This window comes from Stenotrophomonas sp. YJH_SMC_48-3, assembly GCF_059369375.1.
Genome location: NZ_JCAFSQ010000005.1, coordinates 176,345 through 198,844 on the forward strand (window position 1 = coordinate 176,345; position 22,500 = coordinate 198,844).

The following is a 22,500-nucleotide window of genomic DNA, read 5'->3' on the forward strand; positions in this document are numbered from 1 at the left end:
CGCTCACGGTGTCAGAACGATCTTGCGGCAGTCGTCATCCTTGGCATCAAACATCGCATAGCCCTGCGCTGCATCGGCCAGGCGCATCCGGTGCGAGATGATGTCACCCGGATCCAGCTTTCCTTCCAAGATGGCGTCGAGCAGCTCCGGCATCAGTCCCTGCACGTGGGTCTGCCCCATCTTGAACGTCAAGCCCTTGTCGAACGCGTCACCCAGCAGGAAACCGTGGATGAAGCCGGCATAGACACCGGGGATGCTGACAACGCCGCCGCGGCGGGCCGCGGCGATGCACTGCCGGATCGCCACCCCGCTGCTGCCTTCCAGTTTCACGGCGGTCAGCGCTGACTCCAGCGCACTCCCTTCGGCCTCGAAGCCTACGGCCTCGATGCAGGCGTCTGCGCCCCGCCCGCTGGTCTGGGTCAGGATGTAATCGGCCGGGTCCTCGATCTCCCTGAAGTCGATGGGGGTCACCCCGTAGGCGCGACGCGCGTAGTCAAGGCGGTAGCGAAGATGGTCCACCATGAAGATGGTCTCGGCCCCCAGCAGCCGGCAGCAGGCTGCGCTCATCAGCCCCACCGGCCCGGCACCGAAGATGGCCACCGTCGAGCCGGGCTTGACCCCAGCGTTCAGCGCGGCCTGGTAGCCGGTGGGCAGGATGTCTGAAAGGAACAGAACCTGCTCGTCGGCCACGCCTTCCGGGATGCGCAGCGGGCCTACATTCGCCTTCGGCACGCGTACGAATTCGGCCTGCCCGCCGGCCACGCCGCCATACAGATGGCTGTAGCCGAACAATGCGGCCGGAGGCAGTATGCCCTTCTGGTTCAGTGCGGCGCCCTTGCCCGGATTGGTGGTCTCGCAGGCGGCATACTCGGCCAGCCGGCAGTGGAAGCACTCGCCACAGGCAATCACAAACGGGATCACCACGCGATCACCGGGTTTCACCTGGGTCACGCCGCTGCCGACCTCTTCCACCACGCCCATGAATTCGTGGCCCAGCACATCGCCATCGTGCAGGTCAGGAATCTTGCCCCGATACAGGTGCAGGTCCGAACCACAGATGGCGGTGGCGGTCACCCTCAGGATCAGATCATCCTCGGCCGCCAGCACCGGGTCCGGCACGGTCTCGACGCGCACATCCCTGCGGCCGTGATAGGTCAATGCCTGCATCGCGGTTCTCCAGAAAGATCGGAACATCAGCATCGCAGGGCTGTCCCCCTGCTGCGGTGACATCCGGGTGTGCGCGGCGTTCATTCCGCGGCGTCGTGGCGTTAACCCGGCGCGGTGCAGGCTTCAGGTTCTCGCCGCAGGAGCTGCTCATGAACGACAAGTTGCCTTTCAATCCAACCACGGACGTGGACGATCAGTCGAAGGCCCACACGCCGGACAAGCGTCGCAACGACCAGGCCAGGTGGAAGGACCACGACATGCCCGACGATGGGGACGGCCCCAAGGCGGTACCTGAAGACTACGAGCGCCCGGATCCTGACCCGACAGGCAAGCGTTGAGCCCGCCTCACATCCTCGATGCGCAGTGATCACGAGCCCTGCCCTCTTGCCCGCGCATGCTTCCGCACGGTCTCTGGAACAGCTGATCGAGGTGTTGCATGTGGAAACGCAACGGTCTCTCGCTGGTGCTGCTTGCACTCACCGTCGTGTTCATCGTTGGGCAGGCAGTTGCGGGGCACCATGTCCACAACCAGGAGTTGACGCAGCACGGGCGCGCGCCGATCGATCTATGGCACTACCTGGCGACCGGCCACTTCGTCAGCGCCACATTCGAGAACTGGGAGAGCGAATTCCTGCAGATGGGCATGTATGTTCTCCTGACCGTCACCCTTCGCCAGCGTGGCTCGGCTGAATCGCGGCCGCTGGATCCTGCACAGGAGCAGAGCCGCGTCGAGCCAGGACCTACGCCCTGGCCGGTGAGGCGTGGCGGCGTCTGGAAGGTGCTGTACGGTCATTCGCTTGCAATCGCCTTCGGGCTATTGTTCCTGTTGAGCTTCACGCTGCATGCGTTGGGAAGCTGGCGAGCCGAGCAGGCCGAGCAGCTGTTGCGGGGCCTGCCCGCACCCGGCTTCCTGCAGCACCTGGCCAGCAGCACATTCTGGTTTGAATCGATGCAGAACTGGCAGAGCGAATTTCTCGCCGTGCTGTCCCTGGTTGTACTGACGATCTTCCTGCGCCAGAAGGATTCACCGCAGTCCAAGCCGGTCGAGGCCCCGCACGCACAGACAGGTGATTGAGCCATGGGACAGGATCCATCGACGGCCTTGCTGATCATCGACATGTTCAGCCGTTTCGACTTCCCCGGCGCGCAGGATCTTGCGCCCGTTGCGGAGCGGGCGGCCAGACAGATCCGGCGTTTGAGAGACCACTTCGATGACCGCAGGTGGCCGGTCATCTATGCCAATGACAATTTCTCCGACTGGAAGCGTGACTTCCGACAACAGGTTGCGCAATGCAGGCGGGACGGGGGCGCAGCCGGGCGGATAGCCGAGCTGCTCTCGCCCCTGCCCGATCACTACTTTGTACTCAAGCCCAAGCACTCGGCGTTCCTCGCCACCCCGCTGCCGGTCCTGCTGGCCAAGTTGGGCGTGCGCCGACTTTGGCTCAGCGGGATGACAGCCGATTCGTGTGTGCTGGCAACCGCGTTGGACGCCAACGCCAGGGAGTTCGACGTCGTCCTGGCAAGGGAGGCCGTGGCGGGCATGCCGTCACAGAAACAGCGGGCAATGGCGCTGCTCGCCGATTCGGGAGCAGCCCGGGTGGCACGAATTGCTTCTCTGGTGCCGGCATGACCAGCGGGATGGAGCAGTATCCGGCTCAAGCCCGGTCTGCGACACCCTTTACACCGGCATGACCGGCGCAATGTGCGCAGCAGAAAATCTGGCCGTTTCCCTCGACACCGTGTCCGATGACGGCGCAATCGCAGTGGGCGCAGCGCGGGGCGAACGCATGGATCGCGCATTCGAACGAATCGAACGTGCCGCTACGCCCGCCTTGCTGTACGGTGAAGCTCTTGTCGTAGTCGTTGCCGCAGACATCACAGGTAGCCATCGGGCACCTCCTGCTCTGGAAGGAGCCTGCAGTGTGGCCATCACGGATGTCGGCGGCAGTGAAAGGACCGTGTCACGACTGTGCAGGATCTTCACGCGGAGAGCGGCATGGCACCTGCCCTGCATCGTCCGTCCGGACCCGTCCAATGAACCGGCACGCCAGCATGATCTGCACGATGCAGTGAGCGCGGGCAGTGCGGGTTGACTGGAACTGCAGGAGATGACTGCTCGCCCGTAGCGTACGTTGGCAATCCCCTTGCGTTATGCGGCAAGGGCGTACGGCTCCACCAGTCCCACCAGCAGATCCATTGCCGATTGCCCACCGGCCGACGTATCGCCACGCTGCACGAAGCCGACCCAGTCCGCGTGGGCCAGCGACTTCAACTGCCCGGGATCTACCGGAAGCCAGCGCATCGGCCAGAACGGCAGGCGCCGGTTGCCCACCCTGCCCCGCTGCAGCTCCACCAGCCCTGCGTGGCTGGTTGCGCCCAGCACACGCGCGTACGCCACCCGCAACCCATCCTCCGGTCCCTCCATGTACTGGAGAAACCGCCCGCCATCAAAGAGAAGCACCCCGGTAACGCCGGCGTCCCGGTTGAAACGTGCGGCGTCGTCGACCAGCTGGTCCAGCCTGTTGCCCTCTTTGCGCCCGTTGTCGCCCACAACAGTTGGGCTGGCTTCGCTGACGTATACCACTGCCCTGATAGGCATCGGTTGCTCCTGTGACGAATCCCCCCAGATTCCGATGGCCTCACCGTAGCCCATCCGAGGACCTGGGATGTTCCCATCGTGTGTATTCCGTGATCCGATCGCCACTATCCGACCAGCGGTGCACCTTTCCTCGGCGTGTTCAGGATCCGCAGCCGGTCGTCCTCCTGTGCCGGCACCGCAGGTTCGGGGAGACGCATGCCAGTGCCAGGCTCACGCCCTGTCCGATGCCCACGCCAGGTCGAACTTCAACGCGAGGCGCTGGCCGGGCTCCAGCCGGTGCGGCGCCAGCGTGAAGCCGTCCGGCGGACCGCTCTGGGGCTCCACACAGGTGGCGTGCGGCGTGCCGTCGTAGACCACCCAATGGTCGTGGTCCGAGCGCAGCCGCAGGCGCTGGCCTCCGCGTATCAGCGTGATGTCACTGTCGGCGATGAAGCAGTCATCCCAGGGACCGGTAGTGGGATCCACACAGGGCAACATGGCAATACCTTCCCCGTCCCGCGGGTACATCGCACGAGGCGTGAACAGCAGCCCGTCAGGCTTCCGGAACCAGGGATGCCAGCCCAGCACCGCCGGCATCGCCTGCTCGCCGGCCTGTACCGAAAGGCGCATCTGCAGGGCGTGAGCCTGCAGCTGCAGGTCCAGCATGGCGATGCCACCGAAGGGCCAGTAGCCGTCGCGCGGTAACGCCAGCGACAACCTGGCTGCCGCCGCATCCAGCCGGTCGATCTGCCACGGTCGCGAGAAGCCCAACCCATGAATGGCATGCCCGTCGAAGTTGAGCGGCAGCCGATGCGGCCTGCCGTCAAAGCAGAACGTTCCATGGCGGATGCGCCCGGCCCAGGGCACCATCGGGTAGCAGCCCCAGGCGATCGCAGCCGCCCCGCCCTCCTGTGGATCCGCCAGCCACTCCACGCCCCGGTAACGCAGGTGCGCCACGCGCCCGCCCGCCCCTGCGGCGAGCGCAACCTCCAGTTCGCCGCATCTCAGCCAGTGCAGTTCACCGGCCGGCAGCGGGGCCAGCGCATCATCCACCGGCAGCATGCGCTCAGGCCCCATACGGATTGATCGTGCGGATGCTTCCGTCCGGCTCCATGTGCAGCGGTGTGCACTTGGCCGAGCGCAGGTGGGTGATGCCGCCGGACATCAGTGCATCGTGATAGAACAGGTACCACTGCCCTTCGAACTGGCAGATGGAGTGGTGGGTGGTCCAACCGACCACGGGGGTGAGGATCACGCCGGCGTAGGTGAACGGGCCATACGGGCTGTCGCCGATGGCGTAGCACAGCTGATGGGTGTTGCCAGTGGAGTACGACAGATAGTAGCGACCCTGGTACCTGTGCAGCCACGGGCCTTCGAAGAAGCGGCGCGCATGGTCGTCCGCACGCAGCGGCTGGCCATGCTCATCCAGGATCTGCACTTCGCGGGTGGGTTCGGCCAGCTCGGTCATGCAGGCGTCCAGGCGGCCCACGCGCGGCCCCAGGGCCGGCGCGCTGCCCTCGGGTTCCTCGTGGGCCTCGCTGTACTGGTTGTCACGATACTTCTGCAGCTGCCCGCCCCAGATGCCGCCGAAGTACAGGTAGTGGCTGCCATCCTCGTCTTCGAACACGGCAGGGTCGATCGAGTACGCGCCCTTGATCGGCTCCGGCTGGGGCACGAACGGGCCCTCCGGCCGCGTGCCGATCGCCGCGCCGATGCGGAACCGGCCCTCGGCGTCCTTGGCCGGGAAGTACAGGTAGTAGCGGCCATCGCGGCAGGCGGCATCGGGGGCCCACATCTGTTTCCGCGCCCAGGGCACGTCGCGCACGTGCAGCGCCATGCCGCAATCCACGGCCGTGCTGTCGGGCGTATCCATCTTCAGCACATGATAATCCTGCATGCCGAAGTGGCCACCTTCGTCGTCGAACGGCTGGCCACCGTCGATGTCGTGCGACGGATAGATGTACAGGCGCCCCTCGAACACGTGCGCCGAAGGGTCGGCGGTGTAGATGTGGGTCACCAGCGGTTGCGAAATGGCGTGTGCGGTGAGCTGCGCAAGACGGGCTTCGCTGGCCTGGCCGTCTTCGCCGGCATGGAGGTCGATCATGGTTGTCATCTTGGCCTTACGCGGAAGCGTCGGCGGAACGGCGACGCAGGTGGAGGTCCTGCTCGATGCGGGTCTCGGTGCGCTTGTCGATCCTGTAGAAGAACAGCAGCGCCACGGCGAGCAGGAAAGGAAGGGAGCAGTAGACGCTTACGGTCAAGCGGATGCCCTGCACCACGCCCTCAGGCTGCTGCGCCAGTCCTGCCTGGTAGCCGTAGTGCGCAAGGATGGCCGCGACCAGCGCGCCTCCGACGCTGAGGCCGATCTTCAGTCCGCACAGCATCGCCGAGAAGATGATCGCGGTCGCCCGCCGATGGTTCTTCCACTCCGAGTAGTCCGCGACGTCGGCGATCATCGCCCACAGCAACGGGATGGTGATGCCATAGCAGAAGCCATGCAGCATGAAGGCAGCGAAGGCCACCGCCACGCCCGTGGGTGGAAACAGGTAGAAGGCAAGCAGGAACAGGGTCGAGACAAACAGGGCGCCACCGAAGACGTCGCGCTTGCCGAAGCGATCCGCCAGCCGTCGTGATGCGCCGATGCCCAGGATCATGCAGAGGATGCCGCACGCGTTGAACAGGCTGAACGCCGAGGTGGCCGCGTCCTTCGGCCAGGTGAACGCCGCGAAGCCGGCGCTGGCCAGGGCAGCATTCAAGGCGCTGATCAGGCCGTTGAAGCCTGAGCCGTCCAGGAAGCCGGCCAGCGCGGCTTCACTCATGTAGTACTGGAAGTAATAGATGTAGGTGCCGCCCTTCAGCGCCAGGTTGATGAATACCAGCACGGTCAGGGCCAGCATCACCTGCCACGGGCGGTTGTGCAGCAGGTCCGACAGGTCCTGCAGTACGCCCCCGGTCTGCTCGCGCGTCGGCACGATGCGTTCGCGGGTGGTGGCGAAGGTGATCAGGAAGAACACCGTGCCGATGATGGCGAATGCGGTCATGACCTGCTCGAAGCCGCGCACCCGGTCGCCATCGCCCAGGATCAGCACCAGCGGCATCAGCAGCACCTGGATGATGAACTGCGCGACCATCACAGCCACGAAGCGGTAGGCCGAGAGGCTGTTGCGCTGGGCCATGCTGCCGGTCAGCACGCCGCTCAGCGCCGAGTACGGCAGGTTGTTCGCGGCGTAGACGCAGACCAGCAGCGCGTAGGTGGCCAGTGCATAGATCACTTTTCCGCGCTCGCCCAGGTCCGGGGTGCTGAACGCCAGCAGTGACAGTACGCCAAAGGGAATGGCTGTCCACAGGATCCATGGGCGGAAGCGGCCCCAGCGGGTGGACGTTCGGTCAGCCGCGATGCCGATCAACGGCGTGAACACGAACGCACCCAGCAGGCCGACCACGAAGATGATCGTGGCCGCGGTGGCAGCTGGCAGGCGGTAGACGTCGGTGTAGAAGAACGCCAGGTACGTGATCAGGGTCTGGAAGATCAGGTTGGCGGCGAGATCGCCCAGGCTGTAGCCGAGCTTCTCGCGTACCGATAGCGCGTGTTCAGTGCTTGCCATGCAGCGGACATCCTTGAAAAGGAATCTGGTCGAAGGGGAATCGATGCCGGCGGGTGCGATCAGTCATGCGCGGGCACCACGGTGAACCTGCCCCGCGCACGTATATCGGCACTGGACGCCCCCACCCTGACCTCGTAGGCACCGGGCTGCACTGCGTACGCCGCACGCGCCTCGTCATAGTGGCGCAGGGCCTGCGCCGCCTCCAGGGTGAACGTCACCGTGCGGCGTTCGCCCGGGGCCAGCTGGACGCGCTGGAAGCCACGCAGTTCCTGCACGGCGTCGCCGCTGCCAGCGTGCTCGCGCCGCACGTACAGCTGTACCACTTCGTCACCGCTGCGCGTGCCCGCGTTGGTCACATCCACCGCCACGCCCAGGCGGCCATCGGCGCGGAGGCTGTCTGCATCGAGGCGGAGCGTTCCATAGTCGAACCGCGTATACGACAGACCGTGACCGAACGGATACAGCGGCGTGCCGCGGAAGTAGCGATAGGTGCGGCCCTCCATGGCGTAGTCGTCGAATGCCGGCATCGCTTCGCCGGCCTTGTAGAAGGTGACCGGCAAACGGCCAGAGGGATTGACGTCGCCGAACAGCGCCTGGCCGACAGCGGTGCCGCCGCGTTGCCCCGGGTACCAGCTCATCAGGATCGCCGTCAGATGCGCCTGCGCCCAGTCCACGGCGATGGCCGAGCCACCGGTGAGCACCATCACCACCGGCTTGCCGGTGCCGTGCAGGGCCTCCAGCAGGGTGCGCTGCGGCGCGGGCAGCCGCAGGTCGGTACGGTCGCCACCGGCAAAGCCCGGGTAGTTGACCGTCATCTCTTCGCCTTCGACATCGCCGGTGAGGCCACCGACGAACACCACCACATCGGCATCGCGTGCTGCATCCAGCGCTTCGTCGAAGGGCGCCTTGGCGCCGGGCATGCGCCACCCAAGGCGCACGCCCGCATCGCGCTGGTCGTCGTAGTACTCCAGTGTCAGCGCATAGGCACGCCCGGCCTGCAGGTCCAGTTCGACGCCCTCGGCATGCAGGCGATCCGTGTTCACCCAGTGATCGATCACGCGCTTGCCGTCCAGATACAGGCGGTAGCCATCATCGCCGGCCACCTCCAGCCGGTAACGGCCGGACACGGGGGGCAGCAGTTGGCCACTCCAGCGGATGCTGAAGCGGTCGTTGGGAATCCCCTGCCCCGGTGCCGCTTCGCCGCGTGCCAGCAGGTTGTCGGTCGGCGAGCCGCGGTCCCAGCGGAAGCCGATCTGCGCGTCGGTACGCACCAGTGCCGGAGTGCCGGACAGGTCGGGCGTGCGGAAGTACTCACCGCGCAGGCCACGCTCGGGCGAGTCCGCCGAGGGCCGCAGGTAGGTCGGCTCGATCAGCGGTGTGGCGCCGGGATCGTCACGGCCTTCCACGAGGTCGACGCCGCGCGCATAACGCACTTCAACGCCCTTGGCCGCCTCGCGTATGCCCTGCAGGATCGTCACCGGCGCGGCCGGTGTGCCGAAGTAGTTGCCGAGCAGCGCCATGGTGTCGTCGGCGGTGGGGCCAACCACGGCAATGCGCTTGGTGTTGCGCGACAGTGGCAGGATGCCGTCGTTCTTCAGCAGCACCAGCGATGCCTGCGCGGCCTTGAGCGCGAGCGCATCATGGGCCGGCGCCTGGTTCACCGAGGCGGGAATGCGCGCCCAGCGCACCCGCTCCGGTGGGTCGAACATGCCCAGGCGCATCCGTGCGGTGAACAGGCGGGTCACTGCATCGTCGATCTCCGCCTCGCTGATCAACCCCTGGCGCACGGCCGAGGGCAATGTGGCGTACTCCTGGCCGCATTCCAGCTCGGTGCCGTTCCTCACCGCCAGCGCCGCAGCGGCTTCGCGCGTGGTGACGATACGGTGGTGCTTCCAGATATCGACGATGGCCCAGCAGTCCGAGACCACGTAGCCCTTGAAACCCCAGTCGCGTCGAAGCACATCGTGCAGCAGGAAACGGCTGGCACTGGCGGACTCGCCGTACACGCGGTTGTAGGCGCCCATGACCGCATCCACTTCGCCCTCCTTCACCAGCGCCTCGAACGCCGGCAGGTAGGTGTCATACAGGTCGCGCCGGCTGGGCCGTGCATCGAAGTGATGGCGGTCGGCCTCCGGTCCGCTGTGCACGGCCAGATGCTTGGCGGTGGCGTCCAGCTTGCGGTAGACGGGGTCGTCGCCCTGCAGGCCACGTACGAAGGCCACGCCCATGCGCGCGGTGAGGTAGGGATCCTCGCCGTAGGTCTCCTGTCCGCGCCCCCAGCGTGGGTCGCGGAAGATGTTGACGTTCGGCGACCAGAAGGTCAGGCCCTGGTAACGGCCATGCGCGCCTTCGCGGAGGAACTGGTGGTGCTTTGCGCGGGCCTCGTCGCTGATGGTCGTGGCCACCTGCCCCATCAACGGTACATCGAAGGTCGCGGCCAGGCCGATTGCCTGCGGAAACACCGTGGCCTGCCCTGCCCGTGCGACGCCGTGCAGTCCCTCGTTCCACCAGTCGTAGGCGGGTACCCCCAGCCGTTCGATCGCCGGCGCGGCGTTCTGCATCTGCGCGGCCTTCTCTTCCAGCGTCATCTGCGCGACGAGTGCCGCGGCCCGTTGCTCGAAGCTGGCCGAAACGTCCAGCCAGGGCCGCGGCGCAGCCGCGGACGCGGCGGCCGCCACACAGGTCAGTACGAACAGGGCGATCCCACCGCGCCAGGTATGGCGGCGGGCCTTGGACGAAATCGACAGCCTCATTTGCTTCTCCCGTTGCGCTCGTCGCGCGCGAAAGGACCCAGCAGTGCGCCCACGAAGCCGCCTGCCCGGTCCGTACTCAGGACGGTGCCGTCCACCTCGCCTGCGAGCAGTTGCCAGCCCTGCCCATCGCCAGTGTCGAACGAGAACGCATAGTTGCCCTCGTTGCCGGCAATCTTCAGGCGCAGTGCTGCAGGCACCGGTACTTCACGGCTGGCCAGCGTCCGCGTGCTGCGGCCACCGTCGCGCGCTTCGAGGAAGAGCGAGAGGCGCCCCCCGCCAAGGTCCCGAACGCCAAGGAAGTACCAGTACGCCTCGCTCTGGAACGCCGCCAGACCGGCGGCAACTCCGGAAGCTGGCGGGGTCATCGCGGTGTTCGCCTCGAAGCGCAGATGCTGCTGGCGCCGGCCGAGAAACGCCGGATTGCGCAGCGTGTCCAGATCCTCGGCGAGCGGGTGCACGGCCAGCATGCCGGGGCGCTTGTGCAGGTCTGCCCAGGCATGCCTGGGCACGCGCACGCGCAGCCACTGGCGATCGAGCGCTGGGCCATCAAAATTGTCGCGCGCTACGAAATTGCCGGTCGACGGGGCCTGGGATGCCTCGCCCTGCATCCATGACGGCGCCTTGGCCACGTAGGGAATGGCCTGGTCGGTCGGCAGGATCTGCGGCCAGCCATCCTGCCAGCGCACCGGCAACAGGTAGGTCTCGCGCCCGGTGTTGTAGTGGCGCTTCTGATAGTTGCGGCTGGCCAGGAACACCGCCCACCACGAGCCATCCGGGCCTTCGACCAGGTCGGCGTGGCCGGCATTGGTGATCGGAAGCGGACGGTCGTCCGGGAGTTCGCGCTGGGTCAGGATCGGATTGCCCGCATAGGGAACGTAGGGCCCCCACACCGCGCGGCTGCGCAGCACCACCTGCGAGTGCTGCGGCCCGGTGCCTCCTTCAGCGTCAGACAGGTAATACCATCCCTCCCGCTTGTAGATGTGCGGTCCCTCGATCCAGATCGGATTCTTCGCCGGCTCCACGCCTCCATCAACCAGTACCCGGCGGGGCCCGACCGGTTTGAACGCCGCCAGATCGATCTGCTGCATCCAGATGGCGCGGTGCCCGTCATAGCGCGGCGGACCGGGCGGTGCATCGTTGTTGATCAGGTACACCTTGCCGTCGTCATCAAAAAACAGTGATGGATCGATGCCATCGATGCCGGGCAGCCAGTGCGGATCGGACCACGGCCCGGCCGGGTCGCGCGCGGTGGCGATGAAGTTGCCACCGCTGTCGGTGGCGGTGGTGGTTACGTAGAACGTGCCGTCGTGGTATTCGATGGTGGGCGCGAAGATGCCGCGCGAGACGCTCAGTCCGTCGAAATCCAGCTGCGTGGGGCGGTCAATCACATTGCCGATCTGCTTCCAGTGCACCAGGTCGCCACTTTCGAACACCGGAATGCCCGGGAAGTAGGTGAAGCTGGAATTGACCAGATAGAACCGGCCGTTCGCGCGCACGACGCTGGGATCGGCATGGAAGCCGGCCAGGACAGGATTGCGGTAGTGGCCGGCCGGCAGCGGGACTTCAAACGCCTGGTCATTGCCGCGGTACTCGAACCAGTCGAAGTACACCGGCGGAGCATCCGGCGGCGCGCTGGCCCGGGTGGTTGCGGCCGACAGCAGGAACAACGCCCCCAGCAGGTGGCGCGCCATCGACCTCAGGCCGGCCCTGTCGCGGGCCAGAGGGGACTGCTTGGACAACGTCATCATCGTCGGGCCTCGGCTTCGGCAATGGGAAGTTCGAACGGGCCGGCCGGCGCCCCGCTGCGGTCGCGCAGCGTGCACACCGGGCCATCGGCCCAGCAGTAGCGCACATGCGTTGCGAGCGTGGACAGCGGGCCGCGCAGCAGGATCCGGCGCGCATCCAGTCCGGCATCGGCGTACTCGCAGTGGCGCGTATGGCCCCTGGCCTCGCACAGTTCAAAGCCGATCGGACGCAGTGCGCCGGTCGCGGTGAGCGCGCCTTCGACATCCTCGAACGCGATGGCCACGCCCGCGGGCGTCCGCACGGCCGTGACCGCCCGCGGACCTGACGGTGTCAGATCCTGCTCGCCGTACACCACATGGCGCGCCACGCGCGCCAGGCGGCGCCCGAGCTCCTGCTTGTTCGGCGGATGGATGTCGTAGGCGTCGCCGATGTCGATGGCAATGGCAAGACCGCTCTGCGCATCCTCGGCCGCGACGCGCCGCTGCGCCTCACGCACCTGCGCCCAGCCGCTGTCGGCGGGCGCAGCCGGCGGCTGGCCGTAGCCGGCCAGTTGTACCAGCAGCAGTGGCGTGCGTGCACCGAACTGACGCCGCCAATCGTCGCGCAGCGCACGCAACCGCGCCGCGTATGCCGCGCCATCACCGGTGTTCGATTCACCCTGGTACCACAGCATGCCGCGCAGCCCGAAACCGCCGAGCGGTGCGATCATTCCGTTGTACAGCGTCGACAGCCCGGTGGCCGCCTGCCACGGGGCAAATGGCGGCGCCTGTTGGCCCGGCGCAACCCGATACATCCACGGTCCCTGCAGTGGCACCCGCTCGCCGGAATCGAACTGCAGGCCGTGTGCCGTTGAAGGACCGGCCAGGCCGCCTTCGCCGTAGGTGTCCAGCACGTTGACCGCAATGCTGTTGGATCCTGCCTTCAGCAGGCCATGTGGCAACGGGTAGCGCCTCTCGCCGGCGCCGTACTGGCTGCCGACGGCGACCCCGTTCACCCAGGTCACGTCCACCTCGTCGGCCGATGCCAGCTCCAGGGTCGCGCCGCGTGCGGCCTGTTCAGCGCTCAGCATCACCTGCGTGCGATACCAGACCATGCCGTTGTAGTCGGCAAGTGCGGGCTCGTTCCACCGCTCCCATGCGCCCAGTGTGGCCGGTGCGCGGGACCATCCGCGGTCATCGGCATCCGCGCGCCATGGTGCGTCACCTGACAGTGCGCCCTCGCGTGAGGCCCACCAGTGCTGCCAGTAGCGACCCCAGCGTGCATGTGCCTCCTGCGGGTCGTGGGCAGACTGAGCAAGGATGTCCAGGGGCTCGTCCATGCCGCCCTGCCCGCGCAGCGCGCCCGCGCTGGTCCAGGCCTCGATCCGGGACCCACCCCACGCCGCCTGGATCAAGCCCATCGGCACGGCAGCCGTGCGCTGCAGCTCGCGCGCGAAATAGAAACAGGCTGCGGAGAAGTCGCGCACCCTGTCGGGGGTTGCCGTTGTCCATGCAGGGTCGCCCTTGAAGCTCTCCTGTGCCTGCGCGGCCCCCTCCTGCGGCACGGTGAACAGCCGGATCCGTGGCATCGTGGCTGCGGCAATCTCGCTGGCTGCGTTGAGCGAGCGCCACACCGGCAGTTCCATGTTCGACTGGCCCGAGCACAGCCACACGTCGCCGACCAGCACGTCGCGCGCCGTTTGCCGGCGCGTTCCGTCGTTTACCTCCAGCGTGTAGGGACCGCCAGCGGCGACCGGGTACAGCATCGCCTGCCAGCGGCCTGCGGCGTCCGCCCGGCTGCTCACCGCCTGCCCCGCAAACGTCACGGAAACCGGCTGCCCAGGGCTTGCGTGTCCCCAGACGGCAATGGGCCGGTCACGCTGCAGGACGGCGTGATCCCTGAACAGCGGATGCAGCAGTCCCGTCGTCTCCCGCGCCGCGGCCGGCATCGCCACTACTGCCGCAGCCATCATCAACAGCACACACCCGACCGCTCCGAACCTGCTCATCGGCCATCCCCCGGTGCGAACGGAAACTGCAATGCCTGGTAGTACGACAATGGCTGCGGCGGTGGCCGTTCGCCGGCGGGCAATGGCCGTCCGCTGAGCGACTGGAAGTACGCCACGCTGGCGTCACGCCACCATTGCGCTTCGTCGTGCTGGATCTGCAGGAACGCAGCAACGTGCCGATGCCGCTGCGGATCGATCCGGTCGCTCAGGCCGGCCCAGGTGTCCTGCATCGACCGCACCTGGCGCACACCCCGCGAATAGCGCCCGACCAGCTCATCCCAGAGCGTCCTGCCCGAGCGCATGCGGTGATCCCACGGCACATGATGGAACCACAGCAGCAGCGACTCGGGCACCCGCTCGGGGTCGCCATAGACCTCGGCGACCTGCGGGGCGTACTGGCCCACGGCGTTGCTTCCGCCGGCGCTGCGGTCAAAACCGATGCCCTGGCTGTCTGCGCGGTGGTAGTACACCGACGTCCAGTCCGCACGCGGGCCTCCGTCCACCCAAGGGCCGGGGCCGTAGTGATGGCCGCGTGCCATCAGGTGGTGCAGGCCCAGCGGCGTCATGTAGTCCACTGCCGCCTCGCGCGAGTCCATCATCATCCGCACGATCGGGCCGGTCACCTGCGGGTCGGGCGAGAACGTCAACGCTGCCCAGTCTTCGGCAATCGCGCGCGCGGATTCCTGCGGGTTCCAGGCCAGTCGGCCGAAGGCGTACCAGTTGGCCTGATCGAAGTGCGAGCCACTCCAGGTGCGGTCCACGCCGATGTTGGCGACGCCGGCGATACCGGTCAGCGCATGACCCTCCAGCGAGCCATCGACGACGCGGGAGACCGTGGAGCCTTCGCCGCGTGCATGGGTGTCGGCCTGCAGCACTTCCTCGTAGAGCGTTCCCAGGTAGACCAGGTGCGTCGCAAAACCCAGGTATTCCTTGGTGATCTGCAGTTCCATCATCAGCGGCGTGCGCGGCATCGCGCCGAACAAGGGGTGGAACGGCTCGCGCGGCTGGAAGTCGATGGCGCCGTTCTTCACCTGCACGATCACGTTGGGGCGGAAGGCGCCGTCCAGCCCGACAAACTCGCTGTATGCCTGCTTGGCGCGATCTTCGGGAACCTCGTGCGAGTACACGAAGGCCCGCCACATCACCACACCGTTGTAGGGCGCCAGCGCGTCGGCCAGCAGGTTGGCGCCCTCGGCATGGGAACGACCGTAATCCTGCGGGCCGGGTTGCCCTTCGGAGTTCGCCTTGACCAGGAAGCCGCCGAAATCCGGAATGCGCGCATGGATCTCATCGACCTTGTCGCGCCACCAGCGCCGCACGCCGGGATCCAACGGGTCAGCCGTCGCCAGGCCGCCGAGCTCGATGGGCGCACTGAAGCGTGCGCTCAGGTAGACCCGGATGCCATAGGGGCGGAACAGGTCGGCCAGCGCGGCGGCTTTGGCCAGATAGGCCGGCGACAGGCTCAGCGCACTGGCGTTGACGTTGTTGAGGACGGTGCCGTTGATGCCGAGCGAGGCGTTGGCACGGGCGTAGTCGGTGTAGCGCGGGTCACGCCACTGCGGCAACGTCTGCCAGTCCCAGAGGGAGCTGCCTGCATAGCCACGCTCGACGTAACGATCCAGGTTGTCCCAATGGTCGAGCACACGCAGTGCGACCCGCGGCGACTCCCGCACGTCCAGCCCCTGCAGCGGCATGCCACGCTGCAACAGGCGCAGCAGATGGAACGTGCCATACAGCACGCCGACATCCCGGCGTGCCGCCACCAGCAGTACATCGCGCCCCTCGATCCGGACCCGCCGGATCAGGAAGCCCTCGTCGCCCAGCGAGGCAACCTCGTTGCCGAACGCGGCGACCAGCGCCGAAGACTGCGGCGTACCCAGCACCAGGGCATGGTCAGTACTGATTGCCGTTCGCATTGGCGGCGCCGTTCCCAGCAATCCAGGGAGGCTGCGCGCAAGCTCGTCGCGGGTAGCGCGCTGCATCGGCGTGCAATCCGGGGCCACCACTTCGGCCAATTGCCGCCGGTAATCGGCAGCGACCGTTGCGGCAACCGGCTGGTAGCGCATCCACAGCCCGTAGCCATCCTCCGCCCGCGCCACGCCAGCACAGGCCAGCAGCACGACCACGGCCCACAGGCGCGTGCCGACAGCACGCAACAAGGGCGTTAACATGCGCCTTTGTAGACTACGTCCGGGCCCGGGGCAGCGCATCATCGTCCTTCGCACCCCCGCGGCAGCGCCACCAAGAACAAAGGGATCGTGCATTGGACAAGCCGAAGAAATCGGTTCGCCGCAGAACCGCAGGCGTGACGATCGACGAGGTTGCGGCCCTTGCCGGCGTTTCGCCGATGACCGTGTCGCGGGTGATCAACCAGGGCAAGGTGCGCGACGTCACCCGCGAGCGCGTGCTGCGCGCCGTGCGTGAGCTGGGCTATACGCCCAATCTTGCCGCCAGTTCGCTGGCCGCCGCACAGCACACGCGCATTGCGCTGATCTACACCAACCCCAGCGGCGCCTACCTGCGCGAACTGCTGGTGGGCCTGCTGCGCGTCGCCTCCAGTTCCGCCATCCAGCTGGTCATCGACTACTGGGACAACCTGGATGCCGAATCCGAACGTAGGGCGGCGCGCGCGCTCGCCGGACGCGTCGACGGGGTGATCCTGCCGCCGCCGCTGTGCGAATCGCAGGCCGCCGTAAGCGAACTGGTCAAGGCTGGCATTCCGGTGGTGGCCATCGCATCGGGGCGCCTGAGCGAGGCCCTGTCCTGCGTCCGCATCGACGATTTCAGTGCGGGCAGGGAAATGACCGAGCACCTGCTCCGGCAGGGACACACCCGCATCGGCTTCATCCGTGGGCGCGATGACCTGAGCGCCAGTGCGCTCCGCTACGACGGCTTCGTCACCGCCCTGCGCGAGGCCGGGCTTGCGGTGGAGCCTGGCCTGGTCCAACACGGTGACTACACCTACCGGTCCGGCCTGGCTGCCGCCGAAAAGCTGTTGTCCCAACGCCGCCCACCGACCGCGATTTTCGCCAGCAACGACGACATGGGCGCCGCCGCCATCTCCGTCGCGCACCGACGCGGGCTGGAAGTGCCGCGCGACCTGTCGGTCGTGGGTTTCGATGACACCTCGGCCGCCACCACCGTGTGGCCGGAACTGACCACGATCCACCAGCCCATCGCCTCGATGGCCAACGCGGCCGTCGACATCCTGCTGCGCACCATCCGCCGTCCGGCGGCGGACGCAACGGTGCTGCGCGATCATGTGATGCCGCATCGGCTGATCGCACGCGGTTCGGTCGCCGCGCCGCCCCGGCGGCGGTAGCGCAGGCATCATGCTCCGCATCCGAGGGTGACCTCGGCTTCGTTCAGCGCACCCAGCGCGACGCGTGACACGGAGATCGTCATCGCATCGCCCGTCACCACCGACCACGGCCGGTCGATCGCGTCCAGCTTGGCGCCCGCCTTGGCCAGGCACTTCAGCGGCACGCCAACACGCTTCCACTGGCCTTGTGGAAGCGCCGCCAGCGACGGCCCGATGGCGATGCGTGCCGAGCAGCCCGCGCCGCAACCGACCGACAGCCACGCCTCCCCCTGCGGCGCAGCGTCGACCCGCAGCGTGGTCAGCAGCATCAGGTCGCCGTTGGATTCGCGCTGCAGGTCCAGCGCCGTGTGCGACTGCAGTGCAGCGACGGCCTCGCCCTTGCCCGACCAGGCCAGGCGTCGCCCATCCTCCTGCGCCAGATGATCCACGCCGGTGATCTTCAGCCGATCATCGGGCAATGCATCCGGCACGCGGGTCACGGTCAGGCCCTGGCCTGCGGCCTGCTCAAGGCGCAGCGCCATGCCGGGGCCTGCATCACCACGCGCGAAGAACACGCCGGTCGCGCTCTCGTTGCCGGTCACGCCCGATGCTTCCGGCAGCGGGGCCAGGTCGCCGTTGTCGGCGTAGGTCAGGCCAAAGCCGAACGCAAACAACGGATCGTAGTCCTTCTGGCCAACGTTGTTGGCGTACTGGGTGGCGGTGCGCGGCCAGCTGAAACTGAGCTTGCCCTTGAAATCGTGCTGCACGCGGCCATCGCTTCCGCGCAGCAGTACATCGGCAATGCCGGCGCCTTCCGAGCCCGGCAGCCATGCAGCCACGAAGGCATCGGCGGCATTGATTTCCCGGTTCACCCAGAGCGGCCGCCCGCTCAGAAAAACCGCAACAACCGGTATGCCTTCGGCCTTGAGCCGCTTGAGCAGCGCCAGGTCCGTTTCGTTGCCGGGCTTGTACGCCAGCGTCGGCCGGTCTCCCTGGAACTCGGCATAGGGGTCTTCGCCAAACACCACCACCGCCACATCGGGCTTCACTGCATAGCGACCGTCAACGGCAAGCACGGCTTCACCACCGGCCGCGCTGGCCTGGCGCGCGATGCCCTCGTAGATCGTGTCCGCATTGGGGAAGTCCTTGCGGGTGGTGCCGGTGCCCTGCCAGTTGAGCGTCCAGCCGCCGGCCTGCTTGCCGACATCGTCGGCTCCGTCGCCGGCCACGAGGATCCGCTGCTTCGGCGACAGCGGCAGGAGGCCGTTCTGGTTCTTCAGCAGGACCAGCGATTCGCGCACGGCCTGCCGGGCAACCGTGCGATGTGCCGGCGCGCCGATCAGTGCGAACTGCCCGCCGACGGCCCGCGTGGATGGCCTGCCGGCCTCGAACAGCCCAAGGCGGAACTTGACCCGCAGGATCCGGCGCACTGCATCGTCCAGCCGCTGCGTCGTGATCCGGCCGTCCTTGACCGCAGCCAGCGTCGTCTCGTAGAAGCCCTTCCAGCTGTCCGAGGCCATCGCCATGTCCAGGCCCGCGATGATGGTGGCCGGGCAGTCTGTGGTGGTGCAGCCCTTGACCTGTCCATGACCATTCCAGTCACCCACCACGAAGCCACCGAAGTTCATGCGACCCTTGAGCACATCGGTGAGGTAATGCCGATGTCCATGCATCTTTTCACCGTTGACGCTGTTGAACGACGCCATTGCGGTCTGCGCGCCGGCGGCGATTGCCGGCGGGTATCCGGCCGCGTGGATGCGCACCAGATCTGACTCGCTGATACGGGTGTCGCCCTGGTCCTTGCCGTCAGTGGTGCCCCCATCGCCCAGGAAGTGCTTCACCGAGGCGATCACATGGCGACCATCGAGGAACTCCGGTGTTCCCACCCTGCCCTGCAATCCCTCCACCATGGCGGCGGCATAGCTGGCCACCACCTCCGGCGATTCGGAGTAGCCTTCGTAGGTGCGTCCCCAGCGATCATCCTGGGGTACCGCAACGGTCGGCGCGAACGTCCACTCCATGCCGGTGACGCGGGTCTCCAGCGCGGTGATGCCACCGATCTGCCGCAGCAGCTCCGGATTGCGCGTGGCGCCCAGCCCGATGTTGTGCGGGAACAACGTGGCACCAATGATGTTGCTCTGCCCGTGCACGGCATCAATGCCGAACAGCAGAGGGATGGCCTTGCCGCCTTTGGAGGTATCCATGGAGGCGTCGTAGAAAGCGTCGGCCAGCGCCAGCCATTCGGCCGGCGAGGCGTCATAGCGGCCGCCGGGATCGGAGTTGCCTCCGGCCAGGATCGAGCCGAGCCGGTAGCGGCGCACGTCATCGGGGGTGACGCTGGCGATGTCGCCCTGCACCAGCTGGCCAACCTTGTCCTCCACCGTCATGCCGGCCATCAGATCGGTGATGCGCTTCTCCAGTGCCGGATCTGCGGCCAGCGGCCAGGTGACCTTCGGCCAGGGATCCTTGTCGGTGGCTGCGGCGGCGGCAGCCCGGTCCTGGCCGCGGCAGCCGAACAATCCCAGCATCAGTGCGGCGACCAGCGTGCCACTGCGGATTACCAAGGCCTGCGATGTCATGGCGCTCATCCTTCCATCTGCTCCAGTTCCTTGCCCTTGGTCTCGTGCACGTGCCGGACCACGAAAATCACCGAGATCACGGCAGCGACGAGGTAGATGCCGTAGGTGGCTGCCAGCCCTGCCGCGGCCAGCAGCATCGGGAACGTCACCGTGACCACGAAGTTGGAGGTCCACTGCGCCGCGCCGGCGACCGCCAGGGCCGAACCGCGGATCTGGTTGGGGAACATCTCGCCCAGCATCACCCACATCACCGGCCCCCAGGACAGATTGAAGAACACGACGTAGGCATTGGCCGCCACCAGCGCCAGCGTGCCCATGCGACCGGGCAGCTGCAGGTGCCCGTCCGCCAGCGAACCGCTGGCAAAGGCCACCACCACCAGTGCAAGCGACAGCGACATCCCTGCCGAGCCGAACCACAGCAGGGGCTTGCGGCCGATCCGGTCAATCAGCAGTACCGTGACAACGCAGGCACCGATGCTCAGCGCGCCGGACAGCACGTTGATCAGCAGCGCGTCGTTTTCGGAAAAGCCGACCGCCTGCCACAGCACGGCGCCGTAATAGAACACCACGTTGATGCCGACCAGCTGCTGGAAGCAGGCCAGCCCGACGCCGACCCAGACAATCGGGCGGATCCGCCCGGTCGCCCGGCTCTTCAGGTCGGACAGTCGAGGGCGATGATGGTCGTTGGACAACGAGGCATCGATCTCCTCGAGCGTGGCGCGGGCCTTGTCGCTACCCAGCAGCCGGGTCAGCACCCGCAGTGCATCGTCCTTGCGCCGCTTTACCACCAGGTAGCGCGGGCTTTCAGGAATGGTCAGCAACAGCAGCAGGAACAGCAGCGATGGCGCGGCCTGCATCCAGAACATCCAGCGCCAGGCGGCCTGCCCGCCCCACAGCGGTTCGGTCGACGCGCCCGCTGCAGCCGCCAGCAGGTAGTTGGACAGGAAGGCAGCGGTGAGCCCGGTGATGATGGCGATCTGCTGCACCGTAGCCAGTCGGCCGCGATAGCGGGCCGGAGCGACCTCGGCAATGTAGGCCGGCGAGATCACGCTGGCCGCGCCGACCGCGAATCCACCCACCACCCGTGCGGCGATGAACCAGCCCGACGACACCGCTGCCCCGGCGCCGAGTGCCGACAGCAGGAACATCACTGCCGACAGGATCAGCACGTTGCGACGGCCCAAGCGGTCGGCCAGCCGGCCTGCACTGAACGCGCCCACCGCACAGCCCAGCAGCATCGACGCGATCTCGAACCCCTGCATCCACTCACCGGACCGGAACGCCTGGTGCAGGCCATCCTGGGTACCGTTGATCACGCCGCTGTCGAAGCCGAACAGAAAACCGCCAATCGTCGCCACCACGCTGATCAGTACGATCAGCCGCGTGTTCTCACCGCTGCCTGCTGCCTGGTTCATCCCCGTCCCCTTGAGTGCGCCGTTGCCGCGCTCAGCGCAGCAGGTACTGGTTGAGCAGGTTTTCGTAACGCTCCTGCTTGCCGCTGGCCTGGCGCGGTTCGCCGAGGCGGGCGGCCAGTGCCGCCAGGTCCGGCAGGCTGAGCGTGCCACGCTCGAACTCCTGGCCGGCGCCACTGTCGAAACTTGCGTAGCGCTCCTTGCGCCATTGCTCCCAGGGAGACTCGGTCAGCAGTGCATGGGCAACCTCCAGGCCGCGTGCGAACGCGTCCATGCCACCAATGTGGGCAATGAACAGATCCTCCAGGTCGGTCGACTCACGGCGCACCTTCGCATCGAAGTTCAACCCGCCCTCCAGCCCACCCTGGCGCAGCACGACCAGCATCGCGCCCACGGTGTCGTACAGATCGCTGGGGAACTGGTCGGTGTCCCAGCCGTTCTGCGCGTTGCCGCGGTTGGCATCGATGCTGCCGAGCAGGCCATGATCGGACGCGACCTGCAGGTCGTGCTCGAAGGTATGGCCGGACAACGTGGCGTGGTTGGCCTCGATGTTGAGCTTGAAGTCCTTGTCCAGCCCGTGTTCCTTCAGGAAGCCCACCACCGTGGCACTGTCGAAGTCGTACTGGTGCTTCATCGGCTCCATCGGCTTGGGCTCGATCAGGAAGTTGCCCTTCAGGCCGATGCTGCGGCCATAGTCGCGGGCCATGGTCAGGAAGCGTGCGAAGTGCTCGATCTCGCGCTTCATCTGCGTATTGGCCAGCGACGCATAGCCCTCGCGCCCGCCCCAGAACACGTAGTGCTCACCACCGAGTTCGACCGTGGCCTCCAGGGCGGCCTTGACCTGCACCGCGGCGCGGGCCACCACGGCGAAATCGGGATTGGTCGATGCACCGTTCATGTAGCGCGGGTGCGAGAACAGGTTGGCCGTGCCCCACAGCAGCTTGACGCCGGTGGCCTCCTGGCGCGCCTTGGCCAGGCCCACCATGTGCGTGAGGTTCTTCTGGTACTGGCCGATATCATCGGCATCCGGCGCCAGGTCGATATCGTGGAAGCACCAGTACGGCACGCCCAGCTTGGTGAAGAACTCGAACGCCGCGTCCACTTTCGCTTCGGCCGTGGCCAGCGGCGAGCCCGCCTCCCACGGGAACTGCCGGGTACCCGGGCCGAACGGATCGTGCCCGGCATTGCAGAAGGTATGCCAGTAGCACACGGCAAAGCGCAGATGCTCCTGCATGGTCTTGCCACCGATGACCCGGTCTGCATCGTAGACCTTGAAGGCAAGCGGATTGTCCGAGCCCTTGCCCTCGAACGGAATGCGGCCGATGCCGGGGAAGTATTCCTTGGCGCCGATGAAGGGCTGCGTGCTCATGGT

Annotated in this window: 17 protein-coding genes; 4 read left to right on the plus strand and 13 right to left on the minus strand. The window is 66.9% G+C overall.

The annotated features are described in order from the left end of the window. Positions 1-3 precede the first annotated feature (3 nt). Positions 4-1,167 (minus strand): zinc-dependent alcohol dehydrogenase, encoded by a 1,164-nt coding sequence (locus AC5P65_RS10080; RefSeq protein WP_019659722.1) that lies wholly within the window; start codon positions 1,165-1,167, stop codon positions 4-6. Between the two features lie 149 nt (positions 1,168-1,316). Here AC5P65_RS10080 and AC5P65_RS10085 point away from each other — a divergent pair, with 149 nt between their 5' ends. The 3 genes from AC5P65_RS10085 (at position 1,317) to AC5P65_RS10095 (ending at position 2,797) form a co-directional block, all read left to right on the plus strand. Next, complete coding sequence (locus AC5P65_RS10085; protein WP_019337695.1) at positions 1,317-1,505, plus strand: hypothetical protein; 189 nt, start codon at positions 1,317-1,319, stop codon at positions 1,503-1,505. Between the two features lie 98 nt (positions 1,506-1,603). After that, positions 1,604-2,242, plus strand: coding sequence for a DUF6766 family protein (locus AC5P65_RS10090; protein ID WP_021202411.1), 639 nt, complete (start codon positions 1,604-1,606; stop codon positions 2,240-2,242). Between the two features lie 3 nt (positions 2,243-2,245). After that, positions 2,246-2,797: a cysteine hydrolase family protein gene (locus tag AC5P65_RS10095; protein WP_019659724.1), complete on the plus strand. Its 552-nt coding sequence runs from the start codon at positions 2,246-2,248 to the stop codon at positions 2,795-2,797. Between the two features lie 25 nt (positions 2,798-2,822). Here AC5P65_RS10095 and AC5P65_RS10100 read toward each other — a convergent pair whose 3' ends face one another. From AC5P65_RS10100 to AC5P65_RS10140, 9 genes are all read right to left on the minus strand, one after another. Beyond that, positions 2,823-3,056, minus strand: a complete 234-nt coding sequence (locus tag AC5P65_RS10100; RefSeq protein WP_111098449.1) for a metallothionein — start codon at positions 3,054-3,056, stop codon at positions 2,823-2,825. Between the two features lie 260 nt (positions 3,057-3,316). Beyond that, positions 3,317-3,766, minus strand: coding sequence for a BLUF domain-containing protein (locus AC5P65_RS10105; RefSeq protein WP_031269501.1), 450 nt, complete (start codon positions 3,764-3,766; stop codon positions 3,317-3,319). Between the two features lie 210 nt (positions 3,767-3,976). Then, on the minus strand, positions 3,977-4,822 hold the full coding sequence (locus tag AC5P65_RS10110) for an aldose epimerase family protein (protein WP_495215555.1): 846 nt from the start codon (positions 4,820-4,822) through the stop codon (positions 3,977-3,979). Next, a complete protein-coding gene (locus tag AC5P65_RS10115; protein WP_021202407.1) occupies positions 4,812-5,849 on the minus strand; it encodes a glycoside hydrolase family 43 protein in 1,038 nt (345 codons plus the stop codon). Before AC5P65_RS10115 ends, AC5P65_RS10110 begins: the two co-directional genes overlap by 11 nt. 16 nt (positions 5,850-5,865) lie before the next feature. After that, a complete protein-coding gene (locus tag AC5P65_RS10120) occupies positions 5,866-7,350 on the minus strand; it encodes an MFS transporter (RefSeq protein WP_134734834.1) in 1,485 nt (494 codons plus the stop codon). A 59-nt stretch (positions 7,351-7,409) separates the two neighbouring features. After that, entirely contained in the window at positions 7,410-10,103 is a 2,694-nt protein-coding gene (locus tag AC5P65_RS10125; protein WP_111098452.1) for a glycoside hydrolase family 3 protein, read from the minus strand. Then, positions 10,100-11,794, minus strand: coding sequence for a glycoside hydrolase family 43 protein (locus AC5P65_RS10130; protein WP_111098453.1), 1,695 nt, complete (start codon positions 11,792-11,794; stop codon positions 10,100-10,102). The genes AC5P65_RS10125 and AC5P65_RS10130 overlap by 4 nt, the downstream gene beginning before the upstream one ends. Before the next feature lie 53 nt (positions 11,795-11,847). After that, positions 11,848-13,800 (minus strand): sialate O-acetylesterase, encoded by a 1,953-nt coding sequence (locus AC5P65_RS10135; RefSeq protein ID WP_111098454.1) that lies wholly within the window; start codon positions 13,798-13,800, stop codon positions 11,848-11,850. Positions 13,801-13,832: 32 nt separating this feature from the next. Further along, on the minus strand, positions 13,833-16,007 hold the full coding sequence (locus tag AC5P65_RS10140; RefSeq protein WP_277817662.1) for an alpha-glucuronidase family glycosyl hydrolase: 2,175 nt from the start codon (positions 16,005-16,007) through the stop codon (positions 13,833-13,835). Between the two features lie 92 nt (positions 16,008-16,099). Here AC5P65_RS10140 and AC5P65_RS10145 point away from each other — a divergent pair, with 92 nt between their 5' ends. Then, positions 16,100-17,158: a LacI family DNA-binding transcriptional regulator gene (locus AC5P65_RS10145; RefSeq protein WP_180833033.1), complete on the plus strand. Its 1,059-nt coding sequence runs from the start codon at positions 16,100-16,102 to the stop codon at positions 17,156-17,158. A gap of 8 nt (positions 17,159-17,166) precedes the next feature. On the opposite strand, the gene AC5P65_RS10150 is transcribed toward AC5P65_RS10145, so the two are convergent. Genes AC5P65_RS10150 through xylA form a run of 3 tightly spaced genes read right to left on the minus strand, consistent with a single transcriptional unit; the run spans position 17,167 to position 22,497 of the window. Beyond that, complete coding sequence (locus AC5P65_RS10150; RefSeq protein WP_111098455.1) at positions 17,167-19,725, minus strand: glycoside hydrolase family 3 protein; 2,559 nt, start codon at positions 19,723-19,725, stop codon at positions 17,167-17,169. Further along, positions 19,722-21,131 carry a sugar porter family MFS transporter gene (locus tag AC5P65_RS10155; protein ID WP_010485699.1) on the minus strand — a complete coding sequence of 470 codons (1,410 nt, stop codon included), beginning with the start codon at positions 21,129-21,131 and terminating at the stop codon, positions 19,722-19,724. The genes AC5P65_RS10150 and AC5P65_RS10155 overlap by 4 nt, the downstream gene beginning before the upstream one ends. Positions 21,132-21,162: 31 nt before the next feature. Then, entirely contained in the window at positions 21,163-22,497 is a 1,335-nt protein-coding gene (xylA, locus tag AC5P65_RS10160; protein WP_111098456.1) for a xylose isomerase, read from the minus strand. Positions 22,498-22,500: the final 3 nt, after the last annotated feature.